Origin of the sequence: Corynebacterium tuberculostearicum (genome assembly GCF_016894265.1) — a bacterium.
In the GTDB taxonomy this organism is placed as follows: domain Bacteria; phylum Actinomycetota; class Actinomycetes; order Mycobacteriales; family Mycobacteriaceae; genus Corynebacterium; species Corynebacterium tuberculostearicum_D.
Genome location: NZ_CP069791.1, coordinates 2272587 through 2291312, shown reverse-complemented (window position 1 = coordinate 2291312; position 18726 = coordinate 2272587). Strand labels below are relative to the sequence as shown.

Annotated in this window: 12 protein-coding genes; 8 read left to right on the top strand and 4 right to left on the bottom strand. The window is 60.8% G+C overall.

Annotation, left to right across the window (positions count from 1 at the left end; all coding sequences use genetic code 11):
- Positions 1 to 25: 25 nt before the first annotated feature.
- From I6J28_RS10925 to I6J28_RS10905, 5 genes are all read left to right on the top strand, one after another.
- Positions 26 to 3133, top strand: coding sequence for an ATP-dependent helicase (locus I6J28_RS10925; RefSeq protein WP_204611461.1), 3108 nt, complete (start codon positions 26 to 28; stop codon positions 3131 to 3133).
- Positions 3126 to 6305: an ATP-dependent helicase gene (locus I6J28_RS10920; protein WP_204609884.1), complete on the top strand. Its 3180-nt coding sequence runs from the start codon at positions 3126 to 3128 to the stop codon at positions 6303 to 6305. The genes I6J28_RS10925 and I6J28_RS10920 overlap by 8 nt, the downstream gene beginning before the upstream one ends.
- A gap of 72 nt (positions 6306 to 6377) precedes the next feature.
- Positions 6378 to 7496 carry a potassium channel family protein gene (locus tag I6J28_RS10915; protein ID WP_430516381.1) on the top strand — a complete coding sequence of 373 codons (1119 nt, stop codon included), beginning with the start codon at positions 6378 to 6380 and terminating at the stop codon, positions 7494 to 7496.
- Complete coding sequence (locus tag I6J28_RS10910) at positions 7497 to 8228, top strand: NAD(+) diphosphatase (protein WP_204609882.1); 732 nt, start codon at positions 7497 to 7499, stop codon at positions 8226 to 8228.
- Complete coding sequence (locus I6J28_RS10905; protein WP_204609881.1) at positions 8221 to 10278, top strand: ATP-dependent DNA helicase UvrD2; 2058 nt, start codon at positions 8221 to 8223, stop codon at positions 10276 to 10278. Before I6J28_RS10910 ends, I6J28_RS10905 begins: the two co-directional genes overlap by 8 nt.
- Here the strand turns inward: I6J28_RS10905 and I6J28_RS10900 are convergent.
- Entirely contained in the window at positions 10256 to 11143 is an 888-nt protein-coding gene (locus I6J28_RS10900) for a hypothetical protein (RefSeq protein WP_204609880.1), read from the bottom strand. The two genes, I6J28_RS10905 and I6J28_RS10900, sit on opposite strands and share 23 nt — an antisense overlap.
- A gap of 61 nt (positions 11144 to 11204) precedes the next feature.
- Between I6J28_RS10900 and I6J28_RS10895 the strand changes: the two genes are divergently transcribed.
- The gene (locus I6J28_RS10895) at positions 11205 to 11726 is read left to right on the top strand and encodes a M48 metallopeptidase family protein (RefSeq protein WP_204609879.1); all 522 of its coding nucleotides are present in this window, start codon (positions 11205 to 11207) and stop codon (positions 11724 to 11726) included.
- Here I6J28_RS10895 and I6J28_RS10890 read toward each other — a convergent pair.
- Positions 11723 to 13144: a zinc-dependent metalloprotease gene (locus I6J28_RS10890; protein ID WP_204609878.1), complete on the bottom strand. Its 1422-nt coding sequence runs from the start codon at positions 13142 to 13144 to the stop codon at positions 11723 to 11725. The genes I6J28_RS10895 and I6J28_RS10890 overlap by 4 nt on opposite strands.
- Positions 13145 to 13237: 93 nt before the next feature.
- On the opposite strand from I6J28_RS10890, the gene I6J28_RS10885 reads away from it, so the two are divergent.
- Complete coding sequence (locus tag I6J28_RS10885; RefSeq protein WP_204609877.1) at positions 13238 to 14302, top strand: YlbL family protein; 1065 nt, start codon at positions 13238 to 13240, stop codon at positions 14300 to 14302.
- 5 nt (positions 14303 to 14307) lie between these two features.
- Here the strand turns inward: I6J28_RS10885 and I6J28_RS10880 are convergent, their stop codons facing one another.
- Both I6J28_RS10880 and I6J28_RS10875 read right to left on the bottom strand, forming a co-directional pair.
- A complete protein-coding gene (locus tag I6J28_RS10880) occupies positions 14308 to 14979 on the bottom strand; it encodes a beta-N-acetylglucosaminidase (RefSeq protein ID WP_204609876.1) in 672 nt (223 codons plus the stop codon).
- Positions 14980 to 15025: 46 nt separating this feature from the next.
- Entirely contained in the window at positions 15026 to 15562 is a 537-nt protein-coding gene (locus I6J28_RS10875; protein ID WP_005322346.1) for a PPA1309 family protein, read from the bottom strand.
- A 123-nt stretch (positions 15563 to 15685) separates the two neighbouring features.
- On the opposite strand from I6J28_RS10875, the gene I6J28_RS10870 reads away from it, so the two are divergent.
- Complete coding sequence (locus tag I6J28_RS10870) at positions 15686 to 18643, top strand: UPF0182 family protein (protein WP_204609875.1); 2958 nt, start codon at positions 15686 to 15688, stop codon at positions 18641 to 18643.
- Positions 18644 to 18726: the final 83 nt, after the last annotated feature.

Below are 18726 nucleotides of genomic sequence, written 5' to 3'. Positions count from 1 at the left end.
CCCCCATTCCACCGCGCGTGCGGGAGTGGTCCTTCCACCGTCCCCGCAGGTGCGCCTCGTTCCCCGTACCCAGTCCGCCACGACCCGCAGTTGGCCTGTTGACCTGCCCGAATCCGGTACCTGGAAGGTAACCGGTGCCGCCGGCACCGGTGTGTCCAGCTTCCTTATCGATACCGTCATTCATACCTTGGATAAAGCCCGGCAGACCGGCGCGGATCCCTCCGGCATCCTCGTTATCGCTCCCTCGAAGGAATCCGGCGCCCGGCTGCGCCGCGAGCTTTCCGAACGCCTCGAGGATTACGCCGCACAAACTTCCATGGTGCGTTCCGTACACTCCCTCGCATTCGCGTTGCTGCGCACAGCGGCCGAGGAGGAGCTGCGCCTTATTACCGGTGCGGAGCAAGACGCCGTTATCCGCGAGCTGCTCACGGGCCAAGCAGAAGACGGACATGGCTCGTGGCCCGCGGAGATGCGCCCCGCGCTGGAATATGTGGGCTTCGCCCGGCAGCTGCGCGATTTCCTTTTGCGTTCCATTGAACGCGGCCTGGGACCGGGTGACCTAGAGAGCCTCGGTGCCGAGCACGGCCGCCCCATGTGGTCTGCGGCGGGTGAATTCCTGCGCGAGTACGAACGCGTGCAGCTTCTTTCCCGCGCCCATTCCTATTCCGCTGCGGAATTGGTTACCGCAGTTCTTCAGCGCCCCCAGCTACTGCGCGAGCACCCCTTCCACACCATCATTGTCGATGATGCGCAATTGCTCGATCCCACTGCGGGCAAGCTCATTCGCGAAATGGCCCCGCAGGCGGATCTCGTGGTGGTAGGTGGCGATGCCGATCAATCCGTCTTTGCCTTCCGCGGTGCTAGCTCGCGTTTCCTGCGGGACTTCCCAGCTGACCACGACATCGAGCTCACCGAGCCTCACCGCACACCCTCTCCGGCGTGCATCTCCATTGTGGATTCGGACGGCAGTCTGCGTGACGTCGTAGCCAATACCGTGCGCCGCCGCCACTTAGAAGACGACGTGCCCTGGCGCGATATCGCCGTCATCGTTCGTTCAACCGGTGATATCGGGCAGATGCGCCGCACCCTGTTGGCCGCCGGCGTGCCCGTGCACATTAGCCCTACCGACGTCGTCTTGGCCGAACAGCGTTTGGTTTCCGCCGTGCTGCTCGCCCTGCGTGCCTTGGAGGAAGACCTATCAAACTCGGAGTTGGAAGAATTGCTCACCGGCCCCGTGGGTGGTGCCGATCCCGTCACCCTGCGCCGCCTTATCCGTGGTCTGCGGCGCTGGGATTCCACCACCCGGGGCATCGATAGCCTCCGCGGTCTTCTCTATGGTGAGCTCCCAGATTTTAATGGACAACTCACTGAGCGCGAATACTCCATTCTGGAGCGTGTACGCGCGGTTCTGAGCGCCGGCCGGAACGCACTCGCCTCCGGGGACTCTGTGGAGGAAGTTCTCTGGGCTGTATGGAGCGCAACCGAGCTCGATAGCCGCCTCCAGGCTTCGGCGCTGCGCGGAGGTGCGACCGGCTCGCAGGCCGACCGCGACTTGGATGCAATGATGGCGCTTTTTGACGCCGCAGGCGACTACGTCGAGCGCCGCCCTGATTCCTCGCTACGCGCCTTCCTGACGCATGTCACCGAACAGGAACTTCCCACCGGTGTGCGTGACCGCCGCACCGCTATTCCGCAGGCAGTAGAGATCCTGACTGCACACGGCGCCGTGGGCCGCGAATGGGATACCGTCATCGTGGCCGGCGCACAGGAAGGAAGCTGGCCTTCGCTAGGGGAGACCGGCTCCATCTTTGGTCAAGAAGATCTCATCGATCTCCTCGACCACGATATTGATCCCGATACCCCCGTCAGCCACGTTGCCTCCCGTTTGGCAGAGGAGCGTCGACTCTTCCATGTCGCTACCACGCGCCACCGACAGCGCCTGCTCATTGCCGCTGTGGAGAACCCGGAAGGCGATACGGTCTCTGAGCCTTCGCGCTTCATCAGCGAATTCGCCGGCCGGGGAGTGGACGTGCCTGGTCAAGCTGCGCGTCGGCAAGCAAAGCGGGCGCTGCGCCGCACCCAACTCCCGCGCGAGCTGGGCCTCGATGTGCCCGAACCCGCACCCGTGTCAGTGCGCGATGGGCTCGAGGTGGATCCCCTCGATGTGGCGGTGCTGTCCGTGCCGGCCTTTGTTGCACAATTGCGCCGCGTGGTTACCAATCCGGAATCCGGTGAGGTTGAGCGCAAACAAGCAGCGCGCCAGCTCGCCCGCTTAGCGACAGCCGATATCCCTGGCGCCCACCCGGAGCAGTGGTGGTCTGCGCGCTCCGTTGCGGCTGAACTGCCGCTGCATACCAGCGGCAGTTTGTCACCATCCCGTGTGGAAGCATTGCTCAACTGTCCACTCAAGGCCGTGCTCGGCAATGTGGCCGAGGACCCAAGCACCGAGGAACACCTGCTCCGCGGTACTTTGGCGCACGCCTTCTTTGAAGCCATCGGCCGCGGCATGGATGCGGAAAAGGCCAAGCTATTGGTGATGGAGGCTTTCGAACGCATTCAGGATGTGCCGCAGTGGCAATTGCGATTTAAGCTCGATGAGTTTTCCACCCTGTTGGACCGCGCTCAGGAATGGGCGCGCCAATCGGAGGTCAATCAAGAGCTTGCCGGTGTGGAGATCCCCGTAGGTGTACGCGTCAGCGAGGAGGTGCGCATCGGCGGCTATATGGACCGTCTGCTTCGCGATGGAGAGGGAAATTACTTGGTGGTGGACCTCAAGACGGGGAGAAGCAAGCCGGCTAAGAAAGAGGGCGAGGACCATGTGCAGCTGATGACCTATCAGCTCGCGCTTGCCCATGGCGCATTTGACGGACACCAGGTTCACGACGGCGAAGGCATGCCGCGCCAGGGCGGTGTGCTGGTGTATCCGGGTGCGACCACCAAAAAGATTGGTGAGCTTTGGCAAAGCGATAAGTCGCCGGAAGCCCTGGAAGAATTCGCTGCACTCTTGCCTCCACTGGTGGAGGAGATGCGTGGCCCGCGCATCACTGCGCGCACCAATAAAGACTGCGATAAATGCCCAATTCGCTCCATCTGCCCCGTGCAGGAAGAAGGAAGGATGACCACCGATGCCTAAGAGCAATTTTTCCCCACAGCAGATCGCTGCCGCCTTGGGCAAGGACTTTCCGCCTACCGAGGAACAAGCCCATGTCATCGAAGGCCCCTTTAGCCCCAAACTCGTGGTTGCCGGCGCTGGTGCCGGCAAGACAGAAACTATGGCCTCGCGCGTGGTGTACCTGGTGGCCAATGGCTATGTGCGCCCGGAGCAGGTTCTCGGCCTGACCTTCACCCGTAAGGCGGCGCAACAGCTGGAGCAACGTATCCGCCGGCAGCTGATTAAATTGCGCGATTCCGGCCTCATCCCACCAGGCGGTGAGGTGACAGAAGCGCTAGAAAACATTGCGCCGAAGGTAGCTACCTATGACTCCTATGCGGGAGAACTCGTTCGCGAATACGGGCTCTTGGTTCCGGTGGAGCCCACCGCACGCATCATCACCGAGGCCGAGCGTTATTCCTTGGCCTACGATGTGGTGCGCAATTACACCGGCCAGCTGGAAGACGATCGCGCCCTAGCCACGATTACCGAGACCCTGCTGAAATTCAGCCAAGATATCGATAATGGGCTGAAAGGCACCGAACACATAGCGCAGCACGCCCGAGACTTCCGCGCGGATATCGATAACCTGGAAAAGACCCCAAAAAATGGACCTGAGTACAGCAATGACCTATTAAAATACCTAGCCACGCAGGACCGTCGCGTGCAGTACGTGCCGCTGCTGGAGGCCCTCCACAAGGAACAAACTGAGCGACAAGTCATCACCTTTGGCGAGCAGATGGCCGTCGCTGCCCGCGTAGCGCGCGACCATCCTGTGGTGGGCAAGCAACAATCCCAGCGCTATAAGGTCGTCATGCTAGACGAGTACCAAGACACCTCCTATGCCCAGCGTGTGCTGCTGCGCAGCCTCTTTGGTGGCGAGCAAGAAGGACTATCCGTTACCGCTGTGGGTGATCCCATGCAGGCCATCTACGGGTGGCGTGGTGCGACCTCTGAAAACCTCACTGCCTTCGTGGAGGACTTCCCGGTCGCGCCGGGCACACCCGCTCCGAAGGACCAGTTGACCACCTCTTGGCGCAACCCCTCTGGCGCGCTGGATTTGGCAAACTTAGTGGCTGAGGGGGTATTCGAGGGAGGTGAACGCCCCGTAGATGCGCTCTCAGCCGCACCGCACAAGGGCGAAGGTGAGATTCAGCTGGCTTACTTTGACAGCGAAGCTCGCGAGCGCGAATTCGTAGCCGAACATCTTAGGAAACAGTGGGAAAAGCGCGAAGGCGATATCTTCAGCGCAGCAGTTCTGGTGCGGAAGAACAAACAATCCGCAGCAATTGCGGCGGCTTTAGACAAAGCGGGCGTACCCAATGAAATCATCGGTCTCGGTGGCCTGCTGTGGCAGCCAGAAATCCAGGACCTTGTAGCTATTGCCACTATGCTCGTGCGACCAGAAGACTTGCCTGCGGCCGTGCGCGTGCTCGCGGGCCCCATTTGTGGCCTGGGAATTAGCGATATTCAAGCACTTGCTTCCCGCCAACGAAACCTGGCCGGCGCGAGGGAGGAGCGCTTGCGCTGGGAACCGGGAATGGACCCGGAAGAATACCTGCGCGCGCAGCTGGAAGATGTCACCGCTGAGGAGCCAGATCAGCGCGTCGGCCTTGCCGACGCCCTGGCCGACCTAGGTGAGAGGGACCGCTATACCCCGCAAGGCCTCGCCCGTATGGAAGAGGTTTCTGCCAAACTGCGACACCTGCGCACCTATTCTCTTTCCAAACCGCTGGTGGACATCTTCGCCGATATTGAAGCGTTGTTTAATATCCGCACCGAAGTCCTAGCGCGTGGAAGCGCAGGTGGTGCTACGCACTTGGACAAATTTGCCGATATTGTTGCTAGCTTCCATGGTGATTCCCTCTTTGCGCTCCTGGACTATTTCGCGCTAGCGCTAGAAAAGGAAGACGGTCTGGAACTCGGTGAGGTTCCTGCCGCTACCGACCGCGTGCAAATTATGACCGTGCATAAGGCAAAAGGCCTGGAATGGGAGCATGTGTGCGTAGTGCATGCAGATTCTTCGAGCTATAAAGCGCAAGCCGATACCTTCCTAAGAAGCGTGGATAAAGTCCCAGGCGATGATGACTACATCGAGCTGCCAGAAGATGCGGTGAAACGGTCGGATTTCAATAAGGCCTGCAAGGCCTTCGAAGCAGAGGATCGGGCTATTAAGGCTGAAGAATCGGCGCGCCTTTTCTACGTGGCTTTGACACGCACCGAATCCACCCTGACGGTGACAGGGTCGGGAACCAACAGGGTAGCTAATAGTTCGAAGAAGCGCCCTTATGAGTATTTGGAGCGCCTGAAAAAGCAATTCCCGCAGTACGTGGTCGAGTGGTCCGTCCCCGATGAGCCTTCCGAGGATGATTTTGGGGAGAGCGCACAGTTCCCAGCGCTTGAGGCCAGCCCAGAGGCAGTCGCCGGGGCGGACCTAGTCCTTGCAGCAATGGAGGAACTCCCAGATTTGAGCCGGGGTGAAACCTTTGAGTTATGGGAGCAGGAAGCTGGCGCTCTCATTGAGGAGTACAAGGCCCTGCAACAGCCGGTGGTAGACGTTGAGCTACCCAGCGAGCTGACCGCCTCTGACATGGTTGCGCTGCGGGCAGACCCGCTTCAGTTTGCCCGCAGGCAACGCCGCCCCGTGCCGTTTAAGCCAAATTCCTATGCCAAGCGCGGTACCGCCTTCCACGCGTGGTTGGAGGACCGCTTCGGCAGCCCGGCGCTATTGGGCGAGGAAGAACTTCCGGGCATCGATGAACCGGAGGACTTCGATTTGGAAGAGCTCAAGCAGGCCTTCCTGAACTCCGAGTGGGCCGAGCGTCAACCGGAGCACGTGGAGGCGCCCTTTGAAATCACTATTGGTGAGTCTGTGGTGCGCGGGCGCATGGATGCGGTATTCCGCTTGGAGGATGGCACCTGGATGGTGGTGGACTGGAAGACCGGCCGCCCACCTCAGGGAGAAGCCATGGATGCTGCCAAGATACAGCTAGCGGTGTATGCAGAGGCCTGGCGCCGCATCCACGGCGGGGAGAAGATTCGTGCAGCGTTCTATTATGTGCACGATGGATATACCTTCGAGCCTGCCCGCCTGCCGCGTGGGGCAGAGCTGAAGAAACTCCTTGAATCGTCAGTTGAGTACCACAAGGGCTAAGGTATGTGGGCGGTTGCGTAAGCGCGCAATCTCTTGAGCAATCATTCGAGACTAGAAAAGAAGGCTGGGCTAGTGGCCAAAAAACGTGCGCAGGCAATGAAGTCACGCTTTAGAAGTCGCTTCTTGCCGCAGGTCGAGCTGTCCTCGCAGCCGGACCACGCGCTCATTGATGTCATTACGGTGCCGGGGGATGAAAATTCCAGCCCGTGGCGTCAGTTGGGCAAGCGTGTGCTGTGGGCATTTGTCATCGTTGTCTTCGTGACCACCGTGGTCTACTTGGACGGCGGTGGGTATAGCGAGGACATGTCGCTATTAGACTCCGCCTACTATGCGGCGGTGTCCCTGACCACCGTGGGGTATGGCGATATCGTGCCCGTGTCCCCGCAGGCCAGGTTCATTAACTTAACGCTTATTACCCCGGCCCGCCTGATCTTCCTTGTTTTATTGGTTGGCGCGACCTTGTCCGTGTTGACGGATAAGGCCCGCCGTACTTTCCAAATCCAGAACTGGAGAAAGCAATTGCGTAACCACACCGTCGTTATCGGATATGGCACCAAGGGCGCCGGAGCCGTGGCCGCGCTGCTGGCCGATGATGTTCCGTCGTCCCAGATCGTGGTCATCGATACCAACCGTGCGTCCCTCGCACACGCCGAGCACCACGGGCTGGTCACCATCTTTGGGTCCGGCACCAAGCAGGATGTGCTGAAGATCGCTGGGGTAGAGCATGCCAGCTCCATCGTCGTTACCCCATCCACGGACGATACCGCGGTGCTGTGTTGCCTCTCCGTGCGAGAGCTTGCACCCAAGGCCAAGATCGTGGCGTCGGTGCGCGAGTCCGAGAACCGTCACCTCTTGCTTCAATCCGGTGCGGATTCCGTGGTCACCTCTGCGGAGACGGCTGGTCGACTGCTGGGCCTGGCCACCGTCACCCCGACGGTGGTGGAGATGATGGAAGACCTGCTCTCACCCAACGAGGGTTTCTCCGTAGCCGAGCGCGCCGTGCGCGAATTCGAGGTGGGCTCCAACCCACGCCACCTGGCAGATATCGTGCTGGCTGTCCTGCGCAATAACGAGCTGCACCGCGTGGATACCGCGGATGCCTCCGCGTTGAAGCCGGGCGACCGCCTGCTCTACATCAAGCATGAGATGGAGCAACCCATTGAGGTCATGGACGATGATGACGAGGATTAAATGTTCCTCCCGGTAACCCCTCATGGCCAGGTACCGGTTACGGCAGCGGGGGAGCCGGTGCTGGTGGAGAAGGTTCCCGGGGGCGTCGGCAAGCATGCAGTAGTGGACCTAGGTACCCTGCAGGCGTGCGCATATCCGGAGGACGGTGCTAGCGAGCTGGGCCGGCTGGAAAGCGCGACGTTCTTTGCGGACCAGCCGGTGATTTTGCAAGCCATTGCGCTGATCCGCAATCGGCGCGAGCAGCGCTTTGATCCGCGGACCGGCCACAAGTTGGACTACCCAGCACCGGGAATCGTGGGGCGCGATCCTGTGGACGAGCGCCGGATGGTTTTCCCACGCCTGGATCCTGCCGTCATCGGGCTTATTCGCCTCAGCGGAACCGACCGGATTTTGCTGGCGCGCAATCGCCGCCGTACTAGCTTCTTTTCTCTGATCGCCGGCTACGTGGAGCCGGGCGAGACCGCGGAGGCTGCTTTTGCACGCGAGGCCTTAGAAGAAACCGGGCGCAGGGTGGACGATATTCGCTATTGGGGCTCGCAGGCGTGGCCGCCGAGTGGCTCCCTTATGCTGGGCTTTTGTGCGCGCACGGCTGATGTCCACCCCACCTGCCATACTGATGGGGAATTGGAAGAAATCCGGTGGGTGGAGCGCGCCGAGCTGCCTGAGCTGACGCTTCCTCGTCCGGGTTCAATTGCACACACGATGATTATGGAGTGGTATCACGGTGACTAAGCCGGATTTGTCCCTGCTGGATGAAGATCAGCTGCGCGCGGCCACGGCGCCGCGCGGGCCCGTGTGCATCTTGGCCGGCGCGGGTACGGGCAAGACCCGCACTATTACCTATCGCATTGCCAACTTGGTCGACCAAGGTTTTGTCAGCCCGCAGCGCGTGCTTGCGGTGACCTTTACGGCGCGAGCGGCCGGAGAAATGCGCGATCGCCTGCGCACCATGGGCGTGGCCGGAGTGCAGGCGCAGACCTTCCACGCGGCGGCGCGCCGCCAGTTGAAGTATTTCTGGCCGCAGGTAGCAGGAGACCTTCCGTGGCAGCTGTTGGATAATAAATTCCCGTTGGTTGCCCGCGCGGTGCGCTCGGTGGGGCTGGATAATTCCAAGGACATGATTCGAGATGTCCTAGCGGAGATCGAGTGGGCTAAGTCCGCGCTGGTCAGCGCCGAGGATTATGAGTCCGTGATCGCCAATACGGACCGCAGTGCGCCGGCAGATCCGGCCAAGGTGGCAGAGGCCTTCCGCCGCTATGAGCAGTCCAAGGCCACGCCGGACATGATGCACTTGGATTTCGATGACCTGCTCATGCACATCGCAGGTGCCATCGAGAATGTGCCGGCGATTGCGGAGACCTTCCGCGAGCAGTACCGCACCTTTGTCGTCGATGAGTACCAAGACGTTACCCCGCTGCAGCAGCGGGTGCTCAACGCCTGGTTGGGCGAGCGCGATGACCTTACCGTGGTGGGCGATGCTAACCAGACCATCTATTCCTTCAACGGCGCTTCCCCGGACTACCTGCTTAATTTCTCCCGCACGTACCCGGACGGCACTGTGGTCAAGCTGCAGCGCGACTACCGCTCTACGCCGCAGGTAACGGACCTGGCCAACCGGGTCATTGGCAAGGCCACCGGCCGCGCGGCGGGCACGCGCCTGGAGCTGCAGGGCATGCGCGAGCCCGGCCCAGAGCCCACCTTCAAGGCCTATGAGTCCGAAGAAATTGAGGCCCAAGAGGTGGCCGGCCAGGTCCTTACCCTGCTGGATCAGGGCGTGCCGGCCTCCGAGATTGCCATCCTTTACCGCATCAATGCCCAGTCGGAGCAGTTTGAGCAGGCGCTTGCCGACGCCGGAGTGGTCTACCAAGTCCGCGGCGGCGAGGGCTTTTTCCGCCGCCCGGAAATCCTGGAGGCTATCCGCGTGCTTATCGCCGCGACCCGCCGCGAGGACCTGCCGGATGACCCAGTGGCGATTGCCCGGGCTGCGTTTGTCGAGCTGGGCTTGAGCTCCACCGAGCCGCAGGGTGCCCAGGCCCGCGAGCGCTGGCAGTCCCTTAATGCACTGGTTGGGCTCATTGAAAAGATTGTGGAATCAACTCCTGGCATCGATCTCAACGGGGTGCTGGGGGAGTTGCGCCGGCGCTCTACCGATAAGCAGGCCCCAGCCATGGAAGGCGTGACGCTGGCTACCGTGCACGCCGCCAAGGGCTTGGAATGGGATGCGGTATTCCTCGTGGGGCTGACGGAAAAGCTCATGCCCATCAACCACGCCATCAAGGCCGGCGACGAGCAGGTAGAAGAGGAGCGCCGCCTTTTCTACGTCGGTATTACCCGCGCCCGTGAGCACCTCGCGCTGTCGTGGGCGTTGGCGAAGACTACCGGCTCGCGGGCTTCGCGCGAGCGCACCCGCTTCCTCGATGGCATCGTCCCGGCGGCCGAAGATGCCTCCGGCAGTGGATCTCGCTCGCGCCGCCCGAAGCGGTGCCGTGTGTGCTCTGGCCCGTTGGGAACACCGGCGGAAAAGGTCATTGGCCGCCATGAAGATTGTGAAGGCGGCGGCGATGAAGAGGTCTTTGCCGCCTTGCGTTCGTGGCGGTCCCAGATTGCGCGCCAGGAAAAGGTTCCGGCTTATGTCATCTTTTCCGATGCCACCCTGCAAGCGATTTCGGAGGAATTGCCCTCCGATGAGGCAGAGATGTTGTCCATTTCTGGCGTAGGCCCTAGCAAGCTGGAGCGCTACGGTGCCCAGGTGCTAGAGGTTATTCGTACGGTTCGTAGCTAGCCAGGTTGGTCTTGCCGCCGAAGCACACGGGGCAGCGTGGATGCGCTATGACAGTGCGCTGCTGGTGGTGTCCGTAGACATCGACTTCCCATTGCTGCCCGGGGCGCGGCTTAGCGGTTGGCGCGCCCGGCGGCAGCGGCCGCCCCATCAGCCGCCGGATAATCACTTGCGTATGCGCCGCAACCGCATCGAGCACCACGGCTTCTGGGGTGCGGCGCACGCGGGTGAGCTGGGTGCTGATGATATTCCACAGCGGGTCCATATCCACGCGCGCCAAGTGCGCACACAATGGGCATGGGCCTTGACCGCGGATACGTACCGGCCCGATGACGCCACGATTGTCCAGCAAAGACACCGGAATCCACGTGGTTGCTGTGCCCGCAAGAGCATTCGCGCAATCCAGCGGGCAGTGCAGCTGGTCCACGGCGAGGACCGGATACATGCCGTCGAGGTCGTGGATATAGGAAAAGGCATTGTCCTCCTCCAGCGGGATGCGCACCTGGAAGCCATCCTCCTCAAGGCGCGCGCGAAGGCTGTGTGCCAAGGTGGTTTCTCCCATGAGGACAATGGTGTCCGTCTTTTCGGCGGCATCCCTGTGCGGCCAGAGGATGCCATAGTCCAGTGCGTCTTCAATGAGGCTCAGCGCCGCCGCTTCCTCAAGCCCTGCGGCACGCAGCCGGTCAGACAGTTCTTCTGGGGACACTGGTTCGCGAGCGGTGTTGAAAGCCGTCGCGACGGCGAGCGCGCTTCCTGTTTCCGCAACCCCGACGCGGGTGGCATCCATGCCAAATTGGATTACCGTTTCCTCGCGGCAAAACACTGCGCTGCCGGGTGCTAAGACCACCTGGGTGGCAGAAATCCCCACGCTTTAACCCCTTCCCCCGAAGTATGTGGTCTCCATTGCACCACAGGTACAATCACCTGTCATGTCGAGCACGCAACCTACCGCACCGCAGTCCCCAGAGGTCAAAGTCATTCGCTCTGCCAAGCGGAAGAAAACCGTGCAGGCGCGCATGGTATCCGGGGTGCTCGAGGTGCGCATTCCCGCGTGGATGTCCGCGCGCGATGAGCGCGATGCAGTCGCGGACATGTTGGCGCGGGTGGAAAAGAAACAGGGCAGCGGGCGCCGCACGGACGCCCAGCTCGAGGAACGTGCGCGGCGGCTCAACGCGGCGTATTTAGATGGCCGCGCGACCATCGGTTCTATTCGGTGGGTGAGCAATCAAAATACGCGGTGGGGTAGCTGTACTACCTCCACCGCGGATATTCGGCTGAGCGACCGGCTGCAACACGTGCCGGACTATGTGCTGGATTCAGTAATCATTCACGAGCTCACCCACACCTTCATCCCACGCCACGGGCGGGATTTTTGGCAGTGGGCGGACAGGGCACCCCACGCTGAGCGGGCGAAGGGCTATCTTGAGGCCTATCAGCGCTGGGGCTGCTAGTTCTCCTCGTCCTCGTTGCCCTTCTCCTTCTTGTCGTCTTGGTCTTCCGGCTTCTCGGACTCCTTGGACTCGTCGCCCTGCGCCGCAGAAGTATCCTCGCCGTTCTTCAGCATTTCCTCCAGCTTGGCAAACTCTTCTTCAAAGCCCTCATCCGGGCCTTCGTCCAGCAGGGAGTCGATAAAGGCGGCCGGGTTATCAAGGTGCTCCGCAGTGGGCAGGAAGTCTGGGTGATCCCAGGCCTTATCGCGCTTTTCCGCGCCCACGGCGACGGTGGCGCGGCGCCATAGCTCAGCGGCCTCAGAGACCTTCGGGGCATTAAGCTCGATGCCGACCACCTTGCTAAAAGCGTTCTCGGCGGAACCGCCGGTGCTGCGGCGGTGAGCCCATGCCTGGGTCAGCTTCGAGGTCGACGGGATGCGCTCGCCCAGTGCCTCAGTAACGACGTGCTCGGCCCAGCCTTCCACCAGTGCCAGCAGGGTCTCGAGGCGGGATGCGGCCGCAGTGTTCTTGGAGGTAATGCGCGGGGAGAGGTCCATGCCCTGCAACTTGCTCATTGCATCCTGGATTGCCTGTGGATCGCCGGACTCGAGGTTGAGCTCGCGGGTGACTTCCTCCAGATGGGAGGTATCAATAACCAGGCCGATGGCATATTCCTCCACGGAGGAGACGATGCGCTCTACCAGCCAGGGCACGTGCTTGAACAGGCGCTGGCGGGCAGCCTCGCGGGCGGCAATATAAACCAGCACCTCCTGGCCAGGAACATTTAGCTCGCGGGCGACCTTCTGGATGGTCTGTGGCAACAGTGCCACGGTATTGGCTGGGGCGATGGGCAGGCCGAAGTCGGAGCCGGTCAGCGCCTGGGAGGCCAAATCGCCCAAGGCGTGGCCGAGCTGCATGCCAAAGTTCATGCCAGACATCTGGTTCATCATCTTGGTCATGGGGCCCATCATCTCGCGGGCCTCTTCCGGCATGGATTCCAGCTGAGCATCATTCATGTGCTCTGCCACCGGGGTGACCATGCGCTGCCACGCCGGCATGGTCTCCTCCAACCACTGCTTGGAATCCCAAGCCTTGGCCGTGCCGGAGGCGGTGGGCAAATAGGTGGCGTCATCAAGCCAGAGCTCCGCCAAGCGGACGGATTCCTCTACGGCCTTGGTATCGTCCGCGCTTACCGCCTTGGACTGTGAGATCTGCTGCAGGGCGATGCGCTTGGCCATGTCGTAATTGACTGGGCCGGAGTTTTCCGGCGAGTTCATGGAAGAGCCCATGCCGGACAGCATCTGACCGAACTGGTTCAGCATGTCACCCAGGCCGCCACCATTAGCGCCGCCGAATGCGCCGAACGGGTTCTGGTCACGACGTCCGTCATTATCGTCGTCATCGTTATTGGGGAAAGAAAAACCGAATCCGTTGCTCATGCGTACTAATCTACCGGCACCATCCGGCTACTTTCCATGATCCCCGCTACGCTGACAGCGAACACTACGGCAAAGGTTGTAGGGTATTGATCCGTGAATTCTCCTGCTAGCCGTCGCGTCCGCACCATCGCATGGGGTGCCATCCCCGTCGTCCTCACCGGTGCGTTGGTATCGCTTGACCATATCCCCGGCACCGATGTGTCTTTGACCGTGCCTTATGCCGCTGAGGGCCCAGGACCCACGGTGGACACATTGGGGGAGGTCGACGGAACCCAGGTCGTCGATGTTCAGGCGCCGCACACCTATGACACCGACGGCCACCTCAACATGACCACGGTCTCCGTGCGCACCAATATGACCCTCGCGCAGGCGCTGGGCCGCTGGATAATGACCGATGACACCATCGTGCCCATCGATACCGTCATTCCGCAGAACATGAGCGATAAAGAGGTAGAAGAGTCCAATAAGCAGGCCTTTACCCAGTCCGAGTCTGCAGCCACCGTGGCGGCCATGGATTACCTGCACCTGCCGGTAAAGATCACCATCGCGGAAGTCATGGATGAGGGCGCGGCGCAGGGCACGCTGAAGAAGGACGATGTCATTACCGCAGTAGACGGCAAGGAGGTCTCGGAGCCGGGCGAGGTCCAAGACGTCATCAAGCAGAAAAGCCCTGGCGATAAGGTCACGCTGACAGTCAAGCGGGGCGGCAAGGAGCAAGAAGAAGAAATAGAGCTAGGGGAGAACCCTCACAAAAAGGGACAGGCAATGCTGGGCATCGCCATGCTCTCGGTCCCGCAAGACGATATAAAGGTCAAATACAACCTGCAGGATATTGGCGGTCCCTCCGCCGGCATGATGTTCACCCTGGCGGTCATCGATAAGCTCAACGAGGAAGATCTCACCGGCGGCAAGTTCGTGGCCGGTACGGGCACAATTCAGGAAGATGGCAAAGTAGGCCCCATTGGCGGCATCCAACATAAAATCGCTGCGGCGCACGAGGCCGGAGCGGAGCTCTTCCTCGCGCCGAAGGATAATTGCTCCGAGGCCGCCGCGAGCGACCACGGCGATATGCCCATCGCGGAAGTTTCCACCTTGGATGAGGCAGTGTCCACGATGAAGGACTTCGCGGACGGCAAGGATATTAAAACCTGCCAGTAGTCGGCCTACTTAGCTAGGCCCAGCTCCTTGATCTTCTCTTCTGGGTCTTCCTGGTCGGAGGAGATCATCTGCTGCATAACCATGCCTTCTTTATTGTCCACTACGGTGATGACCGCGGTGGTTCCCAAGGTGGACCAGCCTACGACGCGGTCGCCGTCATCTTCGATGACCTGCGAGCTGCGCAGCTCGGTGAGCACTTGCGTGGTTTGCTTGGCCTTGGAGTGCGAGCGGAAGAACTGGAACTGGCCTACCTCCGGCCCAGAGCAGTTATAGGAATCGTCCCCGCCCGTGGAATCGCAGCGGTCGAAGTGCGCGAAGAGCTCCTTGGGCGCTACCGGAGCAAAGATGTCATAGGCCTTGGCCACCGACTTTTCCAATTTTTCGTTGCCGGGCTCCTTGCTTGCCGACGCCCCCTCAGACACCCCCGAGCTTTCCGCCGCGCTCGATTCAGCGCTGGACGCAACGGTGGAAGAGGAGCTAGAGGCGGTGCTGGTTTCCTCAGCGGTATCCGCCGCAGGGGCGGTGGACTCGGCGCCGGCAGGGGCGGTCTCCACGGGGGCGTCGGCAGGCGCGGCATCGTCCGAGGAACAAGCGGCAGTGCTCACGCCTACACCCAGCAGAAGCGCTGCTGCGGTGGCGCGGGTGGCGGTCAGGCGAGTGAGAGTAATGCGTCGCACGGTAGGAAAATGCTCCTTAGTCGCAGGCGAGAATTGTCACTTCAGTCTAATCTAGCTCATCCGGGTCTTGGTTCAGCCCATAGCGCAAGGCCGCAATGACCCCCGGAGCTACCTGGGGGCCGCCGCGCAGCTGGATGTCATCTTCCGCGAACGGTCCGGCTGCTTCCAACTCCTCCTCGGTGGGGCGCAGCTGCAGCAACGTGGTTTCGATGCCTTCCTCGCGCAGCGCACCGGAATAAAGGCGCGCCGGGCGAGGGGAGGGGTCCTCGCTGGAGGTATCGCGGAACTTAATCTCTTGGGCCAAGATGACGCCGGCAACCTCTCGCGGCCAGGCCAGGCGGGAGACATAATCGGCCAGCTGCTCTGAACCGGGCTCGATGTTTTCGGGCACATTATCTTGCACGATGAGGGTAAGCGGTGCGGCGTCCTCTTCATCGAGTGCGGCAAGCTGATCGGCTACCAAGTGGGTGGGAACCAGCGCGAAGATGGTGGGGCGGGCGTCCCAGCCTTCGGCGTGGACGAATTCCACGGCTTCGGTCATCGCGCGGTTTAAAGCTGGCTGTGATAATTCGGGGGAACTCATGAACATCCTTATTCGTTATCTGTGTATTGCTTCCTTAAGCTGGAAGAAGTCTACAGGTTTTAAATTCGCACTAGTTGATTGGAGCTGGCGTTGTCCTTAGGGTCATCCACACCAGCCGCCCCGTTGAAGCGGCCCCCGCGGGTCGCGACAATCATTGCGGCCATCATTGCCGTCCTCTTGTTCTTCGGCCCCATGCTCGTGGGCATGTACACGGATTGGAGGTGGTTTGGTGCGATTGAATACCGGAACGTCTTCACCACCGCGATTATTGCGCGGATAGTCCTCTTTATCATCTTCGGTCTTGTGGCCGCTGCAGTGGTGTGGGCCGCCGGCTATTTTGCCTGGCGCGGGCGCCCGGATTCGCTCGACTTGGGAGACCTGAACTCGCCGGTGTATCAGTACCGCAAGTCCATTGAGAAGTCCATGGGTGTCTTCTTCAAGGTCATCCCCGCCATCGTGGGCATCATCGCCGGTTTCATCGGCCAGTCCAATTGGCGCACGGTACTGCTCTTCCTCAACGGCCAGGAATTCGGCGAACAAGACGCCCAGTTCCACCACGACCTAGGTTTTTATGCCTTCACGTTGCCGGTACTAAAGATGGTGGTCAGCACCCTGTCCATCTTGTTGATCCTGGCCTTCCTCATCGCACTTTTCGGCCACTACGTGCTGGGCGGCATCCGCATTGGCAATAAAGCCGCCGGTGTGCGCGGCTCTATCTCCCGCCCAGCTCGCCTGCAGCTGGCGATTACCGCCGGCCTGTGGATGGTAGTCCAGGTCATCGGCTACTGGTTGGAGCGCTATGAGCTGCTTAATACCCAGCACGACCTCTTTACCGGTGGTTCTTATACCGATATTCACGCCTACCTGCCGGCGAAGATCATCTTGATGATCATTGGCGTCTTTGTGGCAGTGGCCCTGTTTATGGCCGTTGTCATCAAGGACCTGCGCATCCCCGGCCTGGCCGTGGTGCTGATGCTGCTGTCCTCGCTGGTCATTGGCCAGGCATGGCCGCTGCTGATGGAACGCTTTTCCGTACAGCCTAACCGCCAGGCGAAGGAAGAAGAATCCATCGCCCGCAATATCGAGGCCACGCGCTATGCCTATGGGCTCACGGATGATCACGTCACCTATGAAGACAACTGGGGCGGGGAGGAAGTCTCCGATGACAAGGTGGCCTCTGATAACGCCACCATCAATAACCTCCGCCTGCTGGATCCGGAGATCCTTTCTCCTACCTTTACCCAGATGCAGCAGCTGAAGAACTTCTATGGCTTCCCAGAGACGCTGTCGATGGACCGCTACGAGATCGACGGCAAGAAGCGTGACTTCGTCGTCGCCGCCCGAGAGCTGGATCCGAACGAACTGCGAGAGAATCAGTCGGACTGGATTAACCGCCACACCGTCTACACCCACGGCAATGGCTTCGTGGCAGCGCAGGCCAATAAGGTCGATGAGGTGGCCCGCGATGCAGGTTCTGCCCGCGGTGGCTTCCCCATCTTTACCGTGTCTGACCTGCAGACCCAGGCCGGCGAGTCCGAGGGCGAAGGCGAGACCCAGGATGCAGAGAAGTCCCTTGGCATTAAGGTTGATCAGCCGCGCATCTACTACGGCCCGGTCATTGCCGACGCGGCCGACGGCATGGATTATGCGATTACCGGCAAGACTGGAGATAACCCGGTCGAGTACGACACCGATAGCTCCACCTACACCTATGACGGCAAGGGCGGCGTTGGCATTGGCAACATCTTTGACCGCACCATGTACGCCGCCAAGTATCGCGAGCTGAACTTCCTGCTCTCGGATCGCGTCGGCAGCGAATCGAAGCTGCTATATGACCGCGATCCGCGCGAGCGCGTGGAGAAGGTTGCTCCGTGGCTGACCACCGATTCCGCTACCTACCCAGCCGTGGTTGATGGCCGCCTGAAGTGGATTGTGGATGGCTATACCACCTTGGAGTCCCTGCCTTATTCCCAGCGTGCCTCGCTTTCCGACGCCACCCAGGACACCCTCAATCCCGATGGCACCACCCAGCGCTTGGTCAATGACAAGGTCGGCTATATCCGCAACTCGGTCAAGGCCACCGTCGATGCCTATGACGGCACTGTGGACCTCTACGAGTTCGACAAGAATGACCCGGTGCTCAAGGCCTGGCAGGGCGTCTTCCCGGACGTCGTCAAGCCTGAGGCAGAGATCTCCGATGAGCTGCGCGAGCACTTCCGCTATCCGGAGGATATGTTCAAGGTGCAGCGTGACCTGTTGGCTCGCTACCACGTGGATGATCCGAATGTATTCTTCAATAACGATGCCTTCTGGTCCGTGCCGAATGACCCCACCGCGGAGGAATCCCGCCAGCTCAATCAGCCGCCGTACTACGTGATGGCCGCTGACCCGGAGACCGGCAAGCCGACCTTCCAGCTGACCACCTCTTACCGTGGTCTTAACCGCGAGTTCCTGTCTGCGCACATGGCCGTATCCTCCGAACCGGAAAACTACGGCGATATCACCGTGCGCGTACTGCCCACCAATACGCAGACCCAGGGCCCGAAGCAGGCACAGGATGCGATGATGTCCTCCGACCAGGTCGCCCGCGACCGGACCCTGTGGGAGGGCACCAACGACCTGCACAACGGCAACCTGCTAGCCCTGCCGGTAGGCGGCGGCGAAATCCTGTACCTCGAGCCGATCTACTCGCAGCGCAAGGACCAGGCTTCTGCCTTCCCGAAGCTGTTGCGCGTGCTCGTGTCCTATAAAGGCCGCGTGGGCTACGCCCCGACCATCGGCGATGCCCTCGAGCAGGTGGGAATCGACGCCAAGTCTGCCCAGAACATCGAGGAAGTTGACGGCGATTCCGAGGACAAGGATGGCGCCAAGGATGAGGAGAAGAAGGACGAGTCCAAGGATGATAAGCCTTCGGCTCCAGCTTCCGCTCCGTCTTCTTCCGACGAGGCGGGCGCCATCGATGACATCAATAAGGCCCTGAAGGGGCTTGAAGATGCGCGCGATGGCTCCTTCGAAGAATACGGACGCGCCCTAGATAAGCTCGATAAGGCTGTGGAGTCTTATCAGAAGGCGGACAAGTAGTTTCGGCTTATAATCGCGATGGATTAGGCACCTGCCCAGCGGATTTGGGTAGGTGCCTTTCCCTATGTATAGTTACATGAGTC